The sequence below is a fragment of the Bacillus sp. EE-W1 genome (genome assembly GCF_009760835.1).
GTDB classification, from domain to species: domain Bacteria; phylum Bacillota; class Bacilli; order Bacillales; family Bacillaceae_G; genus Bacillus_A; species Bacillus_A wiedmannii.
Window position 1 is genome coordinate 63980 of sequence record NZ_WIPE01000125.1, and the last position, 18323, is coordinate 82302.

Sequence of the window (18323 nt, forward strand, 5' to 3'; positions counted from 1 at the left end):
TAATATAGAAAAAGCATGGAATTCGTTTAACGATTCCATGCTTTTCTACAGAAAATATATTAACGTACTCGATATTTATAAATACAATAACAGAAGTATAAAATAGAAATTACGGATACATAAACCCATAGTTCATATACGAATCCCTCTCCCCATACTCCCATAAAATAAAAGAGTGAAGGCAACGTCAATGTTACCCATGATTGTACGAAGGCAATTCTTCCAAGATATTGATTGATATTCTTCTTTTGTGTATTTAATACAAAGAATAAATACCAAAGTAATGCCCACATAAACCACGTTAATGCATTAACAACATCGTGAAATTGAACAAATGAAACAACCATATAGAATAAAGCAATAATTGCTACCCAAATACAAAACCAACCTAAACCGCTACTATCCATTCCTTTTATAAAGGTAACACCTACATATAAATAGGTTAATCCAAATAAGAAAGTAGCTGCATATGAATACACTGTCCAATTACTTTGGTCAGAAATCATGATCAAATAGAACGGAATAATAATTTGTAGTGCACCCACAAATAAATTAAAAACACCCGCACTTTTCATCTCTGCTTTCCCTAATATAACAAGACTATTTAAAAATAAAGCTGCACCCGAAAGTAATAATCCTACGTACCCCATATATCCTCATGTGAAAACCTTACATTTTCACACTGTACCCTCCCCGTCTTGTAAAAATTATATTATTCCTTATTCTCCTTCTTACTTACAACTACATACGAAGTTTTTTCGAAAATAAGTCAGACTTCCTACCTTAAAAAACAATAGAAAAACCCTTTTCATACATTTTATACAGTAATGATGTCAATCAAAATATATCACGCAATAAAAACGCTTTCAATAATACGTAATTCAAGCAAAAAGCTAACAAGATTATTTGATTATAAACGCACTTTAACAATGATACAAGTATTGGAATACTTTTCAATAGAACCGGTTGCTATTCAAATGCTATGGTCAGTAATATTTTATTACATTCTCTTTCCTAAATTGAACATATTACTGACCTCAAGCAACATAATAAAGAAAACAATTTATTATATACATAAAATATCCTACAAATTAATAAGAGAATGCTTTACTAACTACCTTAAATCATTTGATAGCCGTTTTTATTATTTACCTGCCATCTCCAAGAATCTACACACATCTCTTCTAACCCATATTCTGCTTCCCATCCTAATTCTCGTTTCGCTTTAGATACATCAGCAAAACATACTGCTACATCACCAGGACGACGCCCTATCACTTTATAAGGTATTTTTTTACCTGAAACCTCCTCAAAAGCCTTTATCATCTCTAACACACTATACCCTTTACCTGTGCCAAGATTATATGCCTCTATTCCTTTCGTCTCAAGTACTTTCTCAAGTGCCTTTACATGTCCTTTTGCAAGGTCAACAACGTGAATATAATCACGGACACCTGTCCCGTCTTTTGTTGGATAGTCGTTTCCGAATATATTTAGTTCCTTTAATTTACCTACCGCCACCTGCGTTACATATGGCATTAAATTATTCGGAATCCCATTTGGATCTTCTCCAATACGACCACTTTTATGTGCTCCGAAGGGATTGAAATAACGAAGTAACGCAATACTCCATTCATCATCAGCTTTTGCCACATCACGCATAATTTGCTCAATCATTAATTTTGTTTGCCCATATGGATTTGTCACACTTAGTGGAAATTCTTCTGTAATTGGTGACGTTTTTGGAATTCCATATACAGTTGCAGATGAACTAAAAATAAACTTTTTAACATGATGTTTCTGCATCACATCACATAGTACGATTGTACTTATTATATTATTATAATAATATGTTAGAGGAATTGTAGTCGATTCCCCAACTGCTTTAAATCCAGCAAAATGTATAACCGCTTCAATATTATTTTCCAAAAAAATCTCATTCATTTTTTCACGATTTAAAACACTTTCTTTATAAAATTCAAATTGTTTTCCTGTTATTTCTTTTACTCGATTTAAGGACTCGATTGAACTATTTGAAAGATTATCTACGACTATAATTTTATAATTATTATTTAATAATTCTATACACGTATGACTACCAATATATCCTGCTCCACCTGTTATAAGTATCGCCATATATATAGTCCCCCACTTATTATTAATTATAAAATTTTATAACCTCAATACAAATCTATCCTACCACAAAAGACTGATAATTTAGAATATTTATTTCGAATTATTATTTATATAAAAAAGAGCCGCATAACCTTTACGTTATGCAACTCTTTAACATACATATGTGTCTATATCTTTATTTATTAATCAAGAAAAAATAAAAATCACTCGGAAATTTCATCTTGTTAAATTACGTAGCAATATACACTTAAAAAGTGGGCAAGGCTTCCCAATAACACGAACACGTGAAAAATTTCATGATGCCCCATATGTTTAAACTCTAACCATTTTGGCTTTGTTCCATAAATAAATCCACCGATTGTATAAAGAATGCCTCCAAGCACTAGAAGCACGATACCTCCTGCACTTAAGTTAGCAGCTAACGGTGCAAAGAACAGAACAATTAACCAGCCCATTGTAATATAAATTGCTGTTGATAACCATCTCGGGCAACTAAACCAAAACATTTTAAAAACAATACCACAAATGGCAGTTGCATAAACTAAACAAAATAATAATAAACCGTTTGCGGAATGTAATGTAATTAAACAAAATGGTGCATATGTACCTGCAATCAATATAAAAATCATAGAGTGATCAAGCTTCCGAAAGAAATAAATAACACGTTCACTGGCTACAACACTATGATATACAGCTGATGCTGTATACAGAACCATCATTCCGATACCAAACAAAATAACAGCTGTAATTGCCGCAAAAGATGGCATCTTAATAGAAACTTTTACAAGCATAGCTAATAATGCAATAAATGATAATACAGCTCCTCCCAAGTGGGTAAAAGCATTAACTGGTTCTCTTACATAAGCATTCATATATACACCCCTCATATAATTACATGTAGTTTCAATAACTACATGTAATTATATACGTATTATTATTAGAGGTCAACATTTACAATTCATTTGTTTCGTAATACCATATTTAGAGATAAACTAAACATTATGCTCCACTAAGTTATAAAAGTGAGGGGTTCTACGTGGAAAATATAAATAAACTGCTTGAAACATTATATTTAGAAAAAAACATTACGCTTGAGGATATTCCAAATGTCGACTTGTATGTAGACCAGGTTGTCCAATTATTTGAAAATACTTATTCGGATACAACAAGAACCGATGATGAAAAAGTATTAACAAAAACAATGATTAACAATTACGCAAAAGGGAAACTGTTTATTCCAATCAAAAATAAAAAATACTCAAAAGAGCATATGATTTTAATCAGCTTAATTTATCAATTAAAAGGAGCCCTTTCCATTAATGACATAAAAAGCTCCTTAGAAAATATAAATGAATCCTTATTAAACGATGATTCATTCGAATTAAATACATTATATAAAGATTATCTTTCTCTTACCGAAAAAAACGTCGAAAGCTTTACACAAGACGTAAATAATCTTGTTTCAGAAGTAAGTGAAATTTCTTCCTTAGAAGATCCGAATCTAGAGAAATTTTTATTACTAACATCATTTGTGTCGATGAGTAATATGTATAGGCGCTTAGCTGAGAAGTTGATTGATGATTTAAAAGAATCTTAAATAAAAAAACTATCCACCTATTATAGTGGATAGTTTTTTTGTTTACTTAATTGCCTCATGAACTTTTAATTGTTTACCTTTTATCGTTGTATTTCTCATAACCTTTAAAACAAGTGGTCCTTTTCCGTTTAATATTTCAACATACGAAACATTATCTTGTATTGTAATAATACCTATATCATCAGCAGAAACACCTTGAATTTTAGCAATTGTACCAACGAAATCTACCGCCCTAATTTTCTTTTTCTTTCCGCCATTAAAGTACAATTTCATAATTCCTTTGTTTAGGTCTGCATTTTTATCTTTCTTTATAATTGGTTTAGCATATATTTTTTCTTCAAATACTGCTTTCTCTTTTATAACTTCTTCTTTTGAAGGTGCCAGTTCCTTTGGAATTTCAAATCCGATATATTCCTCAATCTCTTCTAAAAATCTATTTTCATAAGGCGTTATAAATGTAATAGCTTTTCCATTATTACCAGCTCGTCCCGTCCTTCCAGTACGGTGTACATAGCTTTCTTTTTCTAATGGAATATCGTAATTAATAACATGTGTAATATTATCAATATCAATTCCTCTCGCAGCTACATCAGTTGCTACTAAATAACGGAACTTTCCTTTTCTAAAATCATCCATAACTTCAAAACGATCTTCCTGCACCATACCACCGTGTATTTTGTCACAAGGATAATTAACTCGTTTTAGCTGTCTATATACATGGTCTACGTTTTCTTGTGTACGACAAAAAATAATGCAACTGTCTGGATTTTCAATCATAGTTACATCCTTAAGAAGTGAAAGCTTCTCTTCTTCCCTTACTTCAAAAAGGGTATGTTCAATTTTATCTGTTGTAATCCCAGCTGCTTTAATTTCAATATGAGTTGGTGCATTCATATATGTACGGGATAACTTTTCAATATCTTCCGGTAGGGTTGCTGAAAATAGCATTGTCATTCTTTTTGTAGGTAATTCATCAATAATTGCCTCTACTTGATCGATAAAGCCCATATTTAGCATTTCATCTGCTTCATCAATCACTAAATATTTCAATCGATCTAAAGGAAGGGTCCCTTTTTCAATATGATCCAACACACGTCCTGGGGTCCCCACTACAATATGCGTCTTTTGCTTTAACTCTAATTTTTGACGTGCAAATGGAGATTTACCATAAATTGCAGCAGCTTTAATTCTTTTGAATCGCCCTATATTCGTAATATCTTCTTTCACTTGAACAGCAAGTTCCCTCGTTGGTGTTAAAACTAATGCTTGTGGTTTATTCTCTTCCCACTCTACCATTTCACAAAGTGGTATTCCGAACGAAGCCGTTTTTCCACTTCCCGTTTGCGACTTTACAACAAGATCCTTCTTTTGCAATGCAACTGGAATAACCTCTCCTTGCACTTCTGTCGGATGCTCATATCCTAAACCAGTAAGTGCTCGTCTTACTTCTTTACTTAATGCATAATTACTAAAGCTTTTTTTACTCATATATTAACCTCATTTGATTTTATATTTAACCTATTATGTTCTTCATACCTCACTTTAGACTATAGTAAGATACTATATTAATCCACTGTTTTCAATTCGTTTCAACCTAAATTTATCTAAGTATAATTTTAAAATAGGAAAAGGCAGCCTTAATAATAAGTCTGCCCTATCTATACTGTATTCATTTTTACGGAACTAATTTTTTCACAACTGGTATTCTTTGCAATACTAACGTAATTACCAGACTAAGAACAATTGTAATCGTTACATTAATAGGTATTGCCAATATTGCATGTACACGCTCATTTACCTTAGGGAAAACCATGTACAACAAGTTATTTAATAAGAAGAAGTGAAGAATATAGATTCCAAGGCTTGCTTGATTTATAAAACGGAATAACAATGGTAATTCTCTTTCTGACTTTTGGAATGCATATTTGAAAAATATAAATAATCCGATCGCCATCAGTACAACACCTGGCGCAAAATATCCATACCAAAACTGCTCTAACTGTCCATTTGCTTTTACTGTATAGTAATATGTAATAAAGAATGTACTAATAAATCCTACAAGTCCTCCAATGTAAGAAATATTCCTCCATTTTTTCGAAATATCGTAATTGGATAAATAATAACCAAGTAAGAAATACCCTACATAATTTGTAACGTAAAATAATTCAATGTTAAAGTTGATAGGATAATAATATTTCACTAAATTGACTACAACAGACGCATATAGCCATAAAATTAAAAAGTATTCTATCTCTCTTTTTTTAGCGTTCTTCACAAAGATTTTCAGTAGAGGTGTAATTAAATATATCCCTACAATCATGTATAAGAACCATAAATGTCCCCCAATAGTATCCGTTAAAAAGTGCTTTATCCCTTGCTTTAAAGATGCCGGGAAATATCCTGCATATGCTCCATATGCATAAAATATAGCGCTCCAAGCTACAAAAGGTATAATTACTTTACTTGCACGCTTCTGTAAAAATTCCCCGACTGAAATATCTTTTGTACCCTTTAACAATAACGCTCCACTAATCATTACAAAAATCGGAACACTCGCACGTGAAATCGATTCAAACAAGTTACCAGCCATCCAGCGTGATACGTTATTTGCATCTAACATAGAAACATAACCAGCAGAAACGTGAATTGTAACCACTGCGATCGTTGCTAATACACGCAACCAATCCATATATACTAAGCGCTTCATTAGCACCCCTCCTAAATTTACCTCTTTAACTTTTATTTCCCAAACATAATTTTACATCAAATAATACTATGTTTAAACACATTTTAATTACATGAACTTACAACATACGTAGCTAAACCTTAATTTTTAAATATAAACATGAAAACCTTTGACTTATGAGTGAAAATAATGTAAATTATCTTTTGGACGAACATTTTTAAACAAAATGAATAAAATATTCGTATTTTAGGGGTGTAAATGATGGAAAACGTATTCGACTATGAAGATATTCAATTAATTCCTGCAAAATGTATTGTAAACAGCCGCTCTGAATGTGATACAACTGTCACTTTAGGTAAACATAAATTTAAATTACCTGTCGTACCTGCAAATATGCAAACGATTATTGATGAAAGAATCGCAACTTATTTAGCTGAAAACAATTACTTCTATATCATGCATCGTTTCCAACCAGAGAAACGTATCTCATTCATTAGAGATATGCAATCACGTGGATTAATCGCTTCTATTAGCGTTGGTGTAAAAGAGGACGAGTATGAATTCGTACAACAATTAGCTGCTGAGCAACTTACACCTGAATACATCACGATTGATATTGCACACGGACATTCTAATGCTGTAATCAACATGATTCAACATATTAAGAAGCATTTACCAGAAAGCTTCGTTATCGCTGGAAACGTTGGGACTCCAGAAGCGGTAAGAGAATTAGAAAACGCTGGTGCTGACGCAACAAAAGTTGGTATTGGACCTGGTAAAGTTTGTATTACTAAAATTAAAACAGGTTTTGGAACTGGCGGTTGGCAACTAGCTGCACTTCGCTGGTGTGCAAAAGCTGCAAGTAAGCCAATTATCGCTGACGGTGGTATTCGTACACACGGCGACGTAGCTAAATCTATTCGATTTGGGGCGACTATGGTTATGATCGGTTCTCTATTCGCTGGTCATGAAGAGTCTCCAGGGGAAACAATCGAAAAAGACGGCAAACTTTATAAAGAGTACTTCGGTTCAGCTTCTGAATTCCAAAAAGGTGAGAAGAAAAACGTTGAAGGTAAGAAAATGTTCGTTGAGCATAAAGGTTCTTTAGAAGATACTTTAATCGAAATGGAACAAGATCTTCAATCTTCTATCTCTTACGCTGGCGGAACAAAATTAGACTCAATTCGTACTGTAGATTATGTAGTCGTGAAAAACTCTATTTTCAACGGTGATAAAGTATATTAATTTTAAATTTAACTCGAAGGACAAGCATTTTTATGCTTGTCCTTCTTTTTCATACATAGAAATGTAAATTATTTTCATTTTACTGAATTTTCTAGTATCATGTTTTTAGATACTTATAATAAGGGGGATATAACAAATGAAAAATGTAATTGAGAAACGCCATATTCGCACAGAAGTCCCTACTGAACTAACATGGGACCTCTCTGATTTATACGAATCTGATAAAGAGTGGGAAACTGCATTACGTGTATTAACAAACGATATAAAAAAACTTGATGCGTTTAAAGGACAATTACACACTAGCCCCACTACCTTATTACATTGCCTACTTTTAGAAGAAGATCTTTTAATGGAGTTAACAAAACTATACTCATATGCAAATTTAAAAGAATCCACTGATCGTACAAATCCAATTATTCAAGCGAACTCTTCCAAAATTGCTGCTTTATGGACGAAAGTACATACTGCACTGTCCTTTATCCATAATGAAATCCTCTCATTCGACGAAGGAACAATTGAAAAATATTTAGCTGAAGAAACAAAACTCGAACCTTTCCGTAAATCATTACTAGACATCCTACAAAAAAGGCCGCACACGCTCTCTCCTGAAACAGAAGAAGCTCTTGCTGCACTTGGCGAAGTACATAGTTCTCCATACAAAATTTACGGTATGACTAAATTAGCCGATATGGATTTTACCTCCATACAAGACGAAAAAGGAAACGAACTCCCTGTATCATTTTCATTATTTGAAAGCAAATATGAGTTCTCTCCAAGCGTAGACATACGTAGAAAAGCATACTCATCATTTGTTTCCACCTTAAAACGATATAAGAATACAGTGGCAACAACATATGCTACTGAAGTAAAAAAACAAGTAACACTCTCTCGTTTACGCAAATTTGAATCTGTTACTCATATGCTTTTAGAACCTCAAAAAGTTCCACTTGAAATGTATAACAATCAACTTGATATTATTTATAAAGAATTAGCGCCTCATATGCGCCGTTTTGCAGATTTAAAAAAGAAAGTATTAGGACTCGATCAAATGCTGTTCTGCGACTTACATGCACCTTTAGATACCGAATTTAATCCAACCATCACATACAAGGAGGCTGGTAAATTAATTCAAGATTCTTTAAAGGTATTAGGCGATGAATATAGTTCCATTATCGAAAAAGGATTCAAAGAAAGATGGGTTGATCTTGCAGATAACGTAGGCAAATCCACCGGAGCATTTTGTTCAAGCCCATATGGTTCTCATCCATACATTTTAATTACATGGCAAAATACGATGCGTGGATGCTTCACATTAGCACATGAATTTGGCCATGCTGGTCATTTTTATTTAGCAAATAAAAACCAGCGTATTATGAATGTACGTCCATCTATGTACTTTGTTGAAGCACCATCTACAATGAATGAATTACTATTAGCCCAGCATTTATTAGCGACTACTGACGACAAGAGAATGCGCAGATGGGTGATTCTGCAACTACTTGGCACATATTATCATAACTTTGTTACTCACTTACTTGAGGGAGAATATCAAAGAAGAGTATATACCCTAGCAGAAGAAGGAGAAGCACTTACAGCTACAACTTTAACTGAAATAAAAACAAATGTACTTTCGACATTCTGGGGAAATTCTGTAGAAATTGACGAAGGTGCTGGCTTAACTTGGATGCGCCAACCTCATTATTATATGGGCTTATATTCTTACACCTATTCCGCAGGCCTCACTGCATCTACTGCGGTAGCCCAAATGATTAAAGAGGAAGGGCAACCTGCCGTTGATCGCTGGTTAGATGTACTTCGCGCTGGTGGTACGATGAAACCACTTGAATTAATGAAGCATGCCGGAGTAGATATGTCAAAACCAGATGCAATCCGCAGGGCTGTTTCTTACGTCGGTTCCTTAATTGATGAATTGGAACGTTCTTATCAAGAATAAAAAAAAGCCCTCACTTTATGAGGGCTTTTTTCATATTTATTTTCCAAATCTTTTACGGTATCCACATTTCCTGCATAGCTCTTCGACTGCAACTCTTTTCGAAAATCCATCGACAATGTTTGTTGCTCTTTCACCTTCTATAATATTAGAAAATGAGTCATTATTAATATTCCCAAGGTTAATAATCCCTTCACCATCTAAACAGCAAGGAATAACCGTTCCGTTCGCTAAAATACCCGCTTGATTTCGAAGACCATGACAGAATCCTTTTCCATCATCCTCTTCTTCATGTAATGCTGGCCACTGGAATTCATAGTCTTGATTAATAAAGACGCGTTCTGCAATTTTTATACCTTTTCCTGGTGTAAGCTTCTCTTCGATTTGATAAGAGAGACCAAACTCATTTTCAATGATGGATAATAAATCTCTATTTTTCTGGATTTCAGCATTTGTTTTATTATCCTGAGTTAAATTCCATAACCGTAGTGAAACAATTAAATCCGATTGACTTGTCGCCTCTCTAATGAAGGAAAGTATACTCCTTACATAACCTTCTTTATCTTGCGAACCTGGATGCCCATCAAAACTGTGCAGTGAAAAATTCATTTGTCTTAAAGCAGGCTTATTTAACAGTCTATGCCTTCTCTTATTAATTAACGTTCCGTTCGTTGTAATATTAACTTTAAACCCTTTTTCATGGCTCAAATCTAACAGTTGATCTATTTTTGGATGGAGCAATGGCTCACCCTTCACGTGCAAATAAATGTAGTCTGTGTGAGGTTTAATTTGGTCTAATCTTTTAGCAAAATCCTCCACAGAAATGAATTGCTTCTGCCTTTCCGTCGGCGGACAAAAGCTGCACGCAAGATTACATACACTCGTAATCTCCAAGTAAAACTTTTTAAACTTCTTCACCTTTAATTCCTCACTTCTATGACTACTTATACTTTTTCCTCTTCATATTACAACACACTTTTTTATAAATAGAAACATACTTATTTTAGGAAACCTTCGTACTACCTATTAATATTTAAAAGACCATCGGTGGTTTTTGCCCAATGGTCTTTTTTACTCTTTTTATATACAAAAAGTAATTTTATTTATGATACGGTTCCCCACGATTAATACGAAACGCTCTATACACTTGCTCAAGCAATACTAATCGCATTAATTGGTGTGGTAATGTCATCTTTGAAAAAGAAAGAGATTCGTTTGAACGCTTCATTACTTCTGAACTTAGTCCAAGTGATCCACCTATTACAAATGCAACTTTACTCTTTCCATATGTAGCAAGACGATCTAAGCTTACTGCAAATTCTTCTGATGATTTTTGTTTTCCTTCTATTGCTAACGCAATGACATGTGTATCGTCAGAAATTTTATCCAGTATACGTATACCTTCTTTTTCTTTTACAATTAACATTTCTGCTTCACTTAAATTTTCTGGCGCCTTTTCATCTGGCAATTCAATTACTTCTACTTTTGCGTATGCAGATAATCGTTTTAAGTATTCTGCTATACCTTGTTTTAAATATTTTTCTTTTAATTTCCCAATTGAAATAATCGAGATATTCACACTCATTCCCCACCTTACAAACATGTTATCCACATAACTTATCCACATATCCACAATTGTTACCCACATATTGTGTGAGAATCTGTGTTCGATACAACATATGTCGCCTCGTTTTGACAAAATTCACATGTTTTTTTCTCTTTTTCTGAGTTATCCACATTGTTGATAACCGGTGCAACTTCACACTCATCCACAATAATATCTAAAGCTAATTCAACATGTTCTAAACAACAAGGTAAATTCATATTCTTCACCTCACTTTTCTACAATAGAAAACAGGAGGTAGGCCCTCCTGTTTTTAATACTTTTGAATGCCTAGTTTAACCGTTGTTGTTGCTCGTTTTGTACCACGATAAAACGTAAGAGTCATTTTATCATTAATTTTTTTATCATATAAGGCCGTACGGAATCCAATAATATCGCGAACCGGTTTTCCATCTACTGCTACAATCACATCGTGTTCTCGTAAACCAGCATCTACACCTGGCGAAGGACTTTTCACATCTAAAATGCAAACTCCCTCTGTTACATTGCTTGGTAAATGCAATGTTTTTGACCAATGGTAATTTGGAATCTCATTTAACGATCTAAGTTCAATTCCAACATACGGTCTCCTTACTTTTCCATACTTCTCTAATTCATTCATAATTGGAACAGCTCTAGTAACTGGAATAGCTAGTCCAATTCCTTCTACTTCTTTTGCTGCAATTTTCATTGAGTTAATGCCAATTAATTGACCTGCCGCATTTACAAGCGCACCACCACTATTACCTGGATTAATTGCTGCGTCTGTTTGCAATACTTCTACTTGCCAATCGTAATGTCCATCTTGATCCAAATCTACAGGAACAATACGTTCCTTAGCTGAAATAATGCCTTGTGTAACGGTTCCTGAAAATTGCAGCCCGAGTGGGTTTCCAATCGCAATGACCGGTTCTCCTCTACGAACAGTATTAGAATCGCCAATCTCAATTATTTTTTTCACATGCTTTGCATCTATTTCTAGTACAGCCAAATCTGTGACTACATCCGTTCCTAATACTTTTCCCGGAACCTTCTTACCATCACTTAAGCTTACTTCAATACGATTTGCTCCAGCAACAACATGATTATTCGTTACAATATAAGCTTGGCCATCTGCTTTTTTATAAATTACACCCGATCCTGTACCAGCTTCTGAATCTGCCTCTGAAAAATTATCTCGTTGAATATTAATAACGCCAACAACAGCTTCAGACGCACGATCAACAGCATCAACAAAGCTAATCTGTTTAATTCCTTGAGCTTCGGCCATATTACTTCCACTTGCTTCAGCTTGCGGAAGCGCGCCCGCATCATTCGCAAATAAAGGAGCTCCAAATGCAAATAACGAAGCTCCTACAATTGTTCCTGCTATACTAGAAATAACAATACCTTTATGCTTCTTTTTTCTTGCACGTTTCATACGATAATTTTCTTCATCAATAAAGGACATATTTGTTCACCCATCTTCCTGAAAACAACTATATTCACCTTTATTGTTTACTAAAATGAAGAATTATACGTATTGAATTTTTGTAGGCATTTTCGGATCTGTATCGTGAATTTCAAAGGCTTCTCCCACTCCAAATCCTTTTTCCTCTAATACTTGTGATACTGACATACGTGCGAGCTCTTTCATGTTATTATCTAAACTTAAATGAGCTAAATAAATATGTTTTGTCTCATCTGTAATTACATCCGCCATCGCTAATGCAGCGTCCTCATTACAAACGTGACCCACATCACTTAAAATACGTCGCTTAATACTCCATGGATAACGTCCCATACGAAGCATTTCCACGTCATGATTACTTTCAAACACGAAAGCATTAGCACCCTTAATAACACCTTTCATACGGTCACTCACGTATCCCGTATCTGTAATAAGGGCTAACTTTCTATTATTGTTATGAAAAGCATAGAACATCGGCTCTGCCGCATCATGAGAAACCCCAAATGACTCGACCTCAATATCACCGAATGTTTTCACATCCCCAACTGAGAAAATAAACTTTTGCTCAGTTGGGATATTTCCTATTAAATGTTCCATTGCATTCCATGTTTTCTCATTTGCATAAACAGGTAAATCATATTTACGTGCCAATACACCTAACCCTTTAATATGGTCACTATGTTCATGTGTTACAAGAATACCTGATACATCATTTATATTTAGTTCTGCCTGTTTAAATAAAGCCTCTGTTGCTTTACCACTTAAACCTGCATCGACGAGTAATTTTTTTTCATCTGTTCCTACATATAGCATATTCCCTGTACTTCCACTTGCAAGTACGCTAAAATGCAACCCCATTCTTTCTCACTCCAGTATGTTCATCAACCACTTGATTTTCCCTTTCCCCTAATTCCATAACTTGTCCTTCGATTGCATTTACAAAGAAGTCCTGCTTCTGCTCCGTTTTTAAATTCCATGTTGGAGCGAGTACTTGGTTATTAGAAGTAGATGCGGTAAGGGTGGCATAACCAATTTGTGCTTCTTTTACATGTGTATTCCCATGAACTTTATTTTTTAAATACAGATTTTCTAAAGCTGTTTGAGCAGTAATAATTTCTTGCTGTTTCGTTTTTTCACTTTCGCCCATTTCTTTTAAATCAGTTAGCATCGTCTGCGTGTACGACACGAGTTCATTTTTTTCATTTAATTCCACAACAATCATTGCCTGATCGTTATAGAAAATAGGCTTATCTTTATATTTTTGGAAGAAGTAAATTTTAGAGTCTTTCATCGCCCCAAACTCATACTTTTGTCCATCCAATACATAGTTCTTCAAAAAATCACTATACTTATCTTTGGATAATGATTTTGTATTTAAAAAGGGCTCTTTTAGCTTACTTTCTATCCTGTACATATTTTGTATATGCGCCGTTTGATTCTTTAAAGACTGTACATCTTCTTCTTTAAACGCCTTGTTTTCCGCCCTAATAAATGATTCTTTTTTCGGTTCTTTAGGGAAATTACCCATAGTAATTTTATTTGCTTTTAATTCTTGATCTATCTTTGTTTCTGCAATAAGCTCCAATTGATTACTATCTTGCTTTTGAATGAATTGAAAAATGAGAAAGAGGTCCAAAACAAAAAAGGTCACAATAAATATGGTTTTAATCCGATCCCAATCCATTTAGTCCTCCCTCACTCCACTCATATATTTTTTGTTTACCCGCTTCATCTTCAACAAACTTTACATACCAAATTGGCTGTAGTCGAGCTACTTGCCCATCTAGTGATAATTTGTATCCAATACCAATGTCTTTAATGAATCTTTTATCTACCGCGGCATTATTTTCTAAAGATGCTATTACAACATGACCTGATGGAAGAGTAACCTTCTGTTCTATACCTTTCGTATTTAAAGACAACAACGGTCTTTCATATTCCATTACTTCTTCTGATCCCCATACTTGTCTCAATTCAGCTAATCCATCTGTATTGAATACGGAATATCCATCTTCATGTAAACGGAATACCGTCTGTCCTTTATTCATATAATCCAAACGATATGAATCCAAACTCCCACTGTGACCATTTACAAAATCAAAGCTTTTTTGTAAAAGCATTAAATTATCTGTCGTTTTCTCACTTGAAACAGAAGAATTTTTATACTTTAGCATATGATGATCGTTTTCAATCTCCATGGACCTAATACCATCCGTAAATGTTTCTTTCGATTTCTCGGTAATAGGGCTTAAATAACGTGGGTCACTAAAAAGAGCATTCTTAAATGTATCAACCGCTAAATTAGATGAAATATATGTTATATTACTTAATTCTGTCGTTCCATCTGGTAAAAATAGCTTTTTCATATCATTAATTTGATAGTCAAAATAAGGTTTTGCCGATACTATAAATTGATTTTGTACATTTACAATATCTTTTAAATACACACCACTTAATTTTGCTTCATATATTCTAGAGTTATCACCATCAGAAACAAAATTAATTTTAATTTCTTGATCCCTACTTCTAGAAGGATCAAGAATAATTCGATTAAAATATTTAGGCTTATTTATACTTTTTTCTTTCATATTAAACATAGATTTAACTGCATCAAACGGGATGTTGGTAGGAAAAACAAGTTCAATTTTCCCTTCACCATGCACATAAGAAAGGAAATCAGCCTTAGCAATCGATATCTCTTTGAAATCATGTAATTCCCCTGCTTCCAAAGGTTTATAGATTGATTCTATATCTCCCTCTCTTTTGCTCCCATAATGATTTTTATCTTTATGCACGATGATAGAAGTAGGGCGGACAACATCAGCGATTTTAGTTTGAGTAATTCCTTCATTCCCCTGCACAAATTTTGCATTTTGCATAGACGTGGAATCTGGCACATACGTCCATAAGTTAAAAGTAAGAAATAGGCTAATTACAACTAAATTAATTAAAACTATCGTTTTAACATTTTCCATACTCATTCCCAATCGTCCTCTTCATCTGCTGCCATTGGCAATGTGAAGTAAATAGTTGTCCCTTTTCCTTCCTCACTCTTCGCCCAAATCGAGCCACCATGTGCCTCAATCATTTCTTTTGCAATTGCTAATCCAAGTCCTGTACCACCCATTTGTCTTGAACGTGCTTTATCTACGCGGTAAAAACGTTCAAAGATTTTATCGACGTTTTCTTTGGGAATACCCATTCCTTGGTCACTTACACTAACCTCTAATAATTCCCCACGATCACGTAAGCGATATGTTACTGTTCCACCTTCTGGTGAATATTTTAATGCATTCGAAATAATGTTATACAAAACTTGCGTAATTTTATCCGTATCCATATCAATAAATCGGGATTTCTTAGAGAAAGATCGTTTGAAACTTACGTTTTGCTCTTTAGACATTTCAAAACGATCAATAATATTATTAAAGAAGTCAGTAAAGTCGACCCATTCTTTCATTAAACGATGTTCTGTACTATCGAGTTTAGAAAGTTGCAATAACGCATTTACAAGTCTAATCATTCTTTCTGTTTCTTCTTGTGTAACTGTTAAAAATTGCGGTGCAATATTCGGATCTTGCCACGCGCCGTCCGTAAGTGCCTCTAAGTAACTGCGCATCGTTGTTAATGGCGTTCTTAATTCATGGGAAACGTTTGCCACAAACTCACGGCGTTCCCTCTCTATACGCTCCTGCTCAGTTACATCATATAATACGGCAATTAAACCATTTGCTTTCCCTGTCTCTTTTTGAATAACAGAGAAACTAGCACGTAAAATATATGGCTCATTTCTCGTACTAAAATCTAATAAAACGGAATCAGGCTCTTCGTATAAATGATCGAGCGTAAATTCTTCTTGTATCCCTAATACTTCTAAAACAGATTGATCGAGCGCCGTTTCACGCGAAACATTTAGCATCTTTTCCGCAGGATCATTTAATAAAATAATGTCTCCTTTTCGGTCAGTAGCAATTACTCCATCTGTCATATGTGATAAAACAGATGATAATTTACGTCTTTCACTTTCCGTTGAAGAACGAGCTTGTTGTAATTTTTTTGATAAATTATTGAAAGATAATGCTAATTGTCCTATTTCATCATGGCTATGCACTTTTACTTTTCTTGAATAGTTTCCTTTTGCCATTTCAATCGCTTGTCTTCGCATATCTGAGATTGGTCTCGTAATCGTTTGAGCTAACAAAATTCCAAGTACAGCTGTTACGAGTAATGCAATAACGGTTCCAGTCGCAAAAATTTGATTAATATCCTTCATCTGTTTATAAACATCTTCCATAGATGCAACAATGTAAATAACACCAAGTGCATCCTTGCCGTTATCATCTAGAATAGGAGTAAGCATAACTTGTACACGATGGCCTGTACGACCATCCTTCTCAATTTTCACTTCTGGCTTTTTTTGTACCAATACCCGTTGAACAGCTATATCAGTTGATGTTCTATTTACCTTGTTTTGCTTTGACTCATCTGAAATAGCGAGTAACTTTCTATGCGAATCAAATACACTTACCTCTTGGATATCTTTCTTTCGATCAGAGGCAAATTTTCGAATTGAAGTTTTAATCGTTTCATCTGTTGATTCTGTTTCTGCCTTTGTATAACTTTTTTTAAACTCTTGTTTCAAGTTATATGATAATAAGTTCGTTTGCTGCGTTAAAGAATCTCTAAAGCCTTGTACAAGACTCTTTTCTAACTCTCTTACAAAATATACCCCAATAACTTGCATAGCTATCAATATTAATAGCATATATATGAGTACAAATTTTAAATGAATAGATTGAAAAAAACCAACTTTCTTCATATACTATTCCTGCTCTGGGTCACGCAAGTAATATCCTACTCCACGTCTAGTTACAATTAAAGTAGGATGACTTGGATTATCTTCAATTTTTTCACGTAAACGACGCACTGTTACATCCACTGTACGTACATCTCCAAAGTAGTCATAACCCCAAACTGTTTGCAATAAATGCTCACGAGTCATAACTTGTCCTAAATGTTTGGCTAAATAATGTAGTAGCTCAAACTCACGATGTGTAAGTTCAATATTTTCCTCACGTTTCGTTACACTATACGCATTTGAATTGATAACGATTGGTCCAATAACCATTTCCGTATTTTCTTCTTTTTCTGCAGCACCACCTTGTTGATGGCGACGTAAATTCGCCTTCACACGAGCAAGTAGTTCCCTCGTACTAAATGGCTTCGTTACATAATCATCTGCTCCAAGCTCAAGCCCTAATACTTTATCAATTTCAGAGTCCTTTGCTGTAAGCATAATAATCGGCATTTCTGAGCTTTTACGTATTTCACGGCAAACCTCTAAGCCATCCTTACCTGGTAGCATAATATCTAATAAAACCATATCTGGCTGCTCTTCATTCGCTTTTTCAATCGCTTCATCACCATCATGCGCCATTACAATTTCAAAACCTTCTTTTTCTAGGTTGAACTTCAAAATATCCGCAATCGGCTTTTCATCATCAACTACTAAAATTTTCTTTCCCATCATCGTCTATTTCCTCCTTATAAAGTGAAACTTTAATCGGGCATTTACGTGCAGTTGATTCCGCACCTAACTTCTTTACCTTCGTTGAATTTTTGGGTGGGGTCTTACTGCCCGTTAATGCGGGGTAA

At 34.3% G+C, this 18323-nt stretch carries 17 protein-coding genes; 3 read left to right on the forward strand and 14 right to left on the reverse strand.

All coding sequences use genetic code 11. The annotated features are described in order from the left end of the window. Positions 1 to 59 precede the first annotated feature (59 nt). The 3 genes from GFJ36_RS27805 to trhA all read right to left on the reverse strand — a co-directional run bounded on the left by GFJ36_RS27805 (position 60) and on the right by trhA (position 3008). Entirely contained in the window at positions 60 to 650 is a 591-nt protein-coding gene (locus tag GFJ36_RS27805) for an AmiS/UreI family transporter (protein WP_000542569.1), read from the reverse strand. 469 nt (positions 651 to 1119) lie between these two features. After that, complete coding sequence (galE, locus tag GFJ36_RS27810) at positions 1120 to 2136, reverse strand: UDP-glucose 4-epimerase GalE (protein ID WP_098082163.1); 1017 nt, start codon at positions 2134 to 2136, stop codon at positions 1120 to 1122. Positions 2137 to 2360: 224 nt separating this feature from the next. Next, the gene (gene trhA, locus GFJ36_RS27815; protein ID WP_000995376.1) at positions 2361 to 3008 is read right to left on the reverse strand and encodes a PAQR family membrane homeostasis protein TrhA; all 648 of its coding nucleotides are present in this window, start codon (positions 3006 to 3008) and stop codon (positions 2361 to 2363) included. 164 nt (positions 3009 to 3172) lie between these two features. On the opposite strand from trhA, the gene GFJ36_RS27820 reads away from it, so the two are divergent. Then, positions 3173 to 3733 carry a DUF1836 domain-containing protein gene (locus GFJ36_RS27820; RefSeq protein WP_088065081.1) on the forward strand — a complete coding sequence of 187 codons (561 nt, stop codon included), beginning with the start codon at positions 3173 to 3175 and terminating at the stop codon, positions 3731 to 3733. Positions 3734 to 3775: 42 nt separating this feature from the next. Here the strand turns inward: GFJ36_RS27820 and dbpA are convergent, their stop codons facing one another. After that, positions 3776 to 5221, reverse strand: a complete 1446-nt coding sequence (gene dbpA, locus GFJ36_RS27825; protein ID WP_097890079.1) for an ATP-dependent RNA helicase DbpA — start codon at positions 5219 to 5221, stop codon at positions 3776 to 3778. Positions 5222 to 5408: 187 nt separating this feature from the next. After that, a complete protein-coding gene (locus GFJ36_RS27830) occupies positions 5409 to 6440 on the reverse strand; it encodes an acyltransferase (RefSeq protein ID WP_087981859.1) in 1032 nt (343 codons plus the stop codon). 240 nt (positions 6441 to 6680) lie between these two features. On the opposite strand from GFJ36_RS27830, the gene guaC reads away from it, so the two are divergent. Further along, complete coding sequence (gene guaC / locus GFJ36_RS27835) at positions 6681 to 7664, forward strand: GMP reductase (RefSeq protein ID WP_000432444.1); 984 nt, start codon at positions 6681 to 6683, stop codon at positions 7662 to 7664. Positions 7665 to 7800: 136 nt separating this feature from the next. After that, positions 7801 to 9618, forward strand: coding sequence for an oligoendopeptidase F (gene pepF / locus GFJ36_RS27840; RefSeq protein WP_097890078.1), 1818 nt, complete (start codon positions 7801 to 7803; stop codon positions 9616 to 9618). Positions 9619 to 9654: 36 nt separating this feature from the next. Here pepF and GFJ36_RS27845 read toward each other — a convergent pair whose 3' ends face one another. The 9 genes from GFJ36_RS27845 to walR all read right to left on the reverse strand — a co-directional run bounded on the left by GFJ36_RS27845 (position 9655) and on the right by walR (position 18198). Beyond that, positions 9655 to 10533, reverse strand: coding sequence for a radical SAM/SPASM domain-containing protein (locus tag GFJ36_RS27845; RefSeq protein ID WP_000713629.1), 879 nt, complete (start codon positions 10531 to 10533; stop codon positions 9655 to 9657). 181 nt (positions 10534 to 10714) lie between these two features. Continuing rightward, a complete protein-coding gene (gene rlmH, locus GFJ36_RS27850; protein WP_001027003.1) occupies positions 10715 to 11194 on the reverse strand; it encodes a 23S rRNA (pseudouridine(1915)-N(3))-methyltransferase RlmH in 480 nt (159 codons plus the stop codon). Positions 11195 to 11253: 59 nt separating this feature from the next. Then, positions 11254 to 11439 (reverse strand): CxxH/CxxC protein, encoded by a 186-nt coding sequence (locus GFJ36_RS27855; RefSeq protein ID WP_001052827.1) that lies wholly within the window; start codon positions 11437 to 11439, stop codon positions 11254 to 11256. A gap of 53 nt (positions 11440 to 11492) precedes the next feature. Then, on the reverse strand, positions 11493 to 12668 hold the full coding sequence (locus GFJ36_RS27860) for a S1C family serine protease (RefSeq protein WP_048542840.1): 1176 nt from the start codon (positions 12666 to 12668) through the stop codon (positions 11493 to 11495). Between the two features lie 63 nt (positions 12669 to 12731). Further along, a complete protein-coding gene (locus tag GFJ36_RS27865) occupies positions 12732 to 13526 on the reverse strand; it encodes an MBL fold metallo-hydrolase (protein WP_000522836.1) in 795 nt (264 codons plus the stop codon). Then, on the reverse strand, positions 13510 to 14352 hold the full coding sequence (locus tag GFJ36_RS27870) for a two-component system regulatory protein YycI (protein WP_088065084.1): 843 nt from the start codon (positions 14350 to 14352) through the stop codon (positions 13510 to 13512). The genes GFJ36_RS27865 and GFJ36_RS27870 overlap by 17 nt, the downstream gene beginning before the upstream one ends. Then, positions 14333 to 15649, reverse strand: a complete 1317-nt coding sequence (locus GFJ36_RS27875; RefSeq protein WP_088065085.1) for a YycH family regulatory protein — start codon at positions 15647 to 15649, stop codon at positions 14333 to 14335. Before GFJ36_RS27875 ends, GFJ36_RS27870 begins: the two co-directional genes overlap by 20 nt. Further along, positions 15646 to 17487 carry a cell wall metabolism sensor histidine kinase WalK gene (gene walK / locus GFJ36_RS27880; protein WP_048542845.1) on the reverse strand — a complete coding sequence of 614 codons (1842 nt, stop codon included), beginning with the start codon at positions 17485 to 17487 and terminating at the stop codon, positions 15646 to 15648. Before walK ends, GFJ36_RS27875 begins: the two co-directional genes overlap by 4 nt. A gap of 3 nt (positions 17488 to 17490) precedes the next feature. Further along, a complete protein-coding gene (walR, locus tag GFJ36_RS27885; protein ID WP_000971866.1) occupies positions 17491 to 18198 on the reverse strand; it encodes a cell wall metabolism DNA-binding response regulator WalR in 708 nt (235 codons plus the stop codon). Between the last annotated feature and the right edge of the window lie 125 nt (positions 18199 to 18323).